Source organism: Bradyrhizobium cosmicum (assembly GCF_032290525.1).
GTDB classification, from domain to species: domain Bacteria; phylum Pseudomonadota; class Alphaproteobacteria; order Rhizobiales; family Xanthobacteraceae; genus Bradyrhizobium; species Bradyrhizobium cosmicum_A.
Genome location: NZ_JASXTA010000281.1, coordinates 1 through 265, shown reverse-complemented (window position 1 = coordinate 265; position 265 = coordinate 1). Strand labels below are relative to the sequence as shown.

The 265-nt window shown below is 47.5% G+C and carries 1 protein-coding gene; it reads right to left on the bottom strand.

The window, feature by feature from the left end; genetic code table 11:
• On the bottom strand, positions 1-265 hold a 265-nt coding region (locus QSV46_RS39970), incomplete at both ends, for a hypothetical protein (protein WP_314964129.1).

The window sequence follows — 265 nt, the reverse complement described above, 5'->3', positions numbered from 1 at the left end:
CAGCTGCTGTATTCGTGTGTGGTCTTTGATAACGATGCCGACTTGGGCTGGGTTTAGATATGTGACGGTCAGCTGTAATAAGCTGCCTGTCAGATCCTGATGCTGGTAGAGAGTTAATGATGGCTCGGTCGCAGTCAATCGACCAATCTGCTGACAAAAATCCGCCCCAAAATAATCGATGCCAGACATCAGATCATCATCTGCAATGCCCAAGAGCGATCTGGCAGTTTGGTTGATAAAATCAATCGCCCAGTCAGTCGTATTG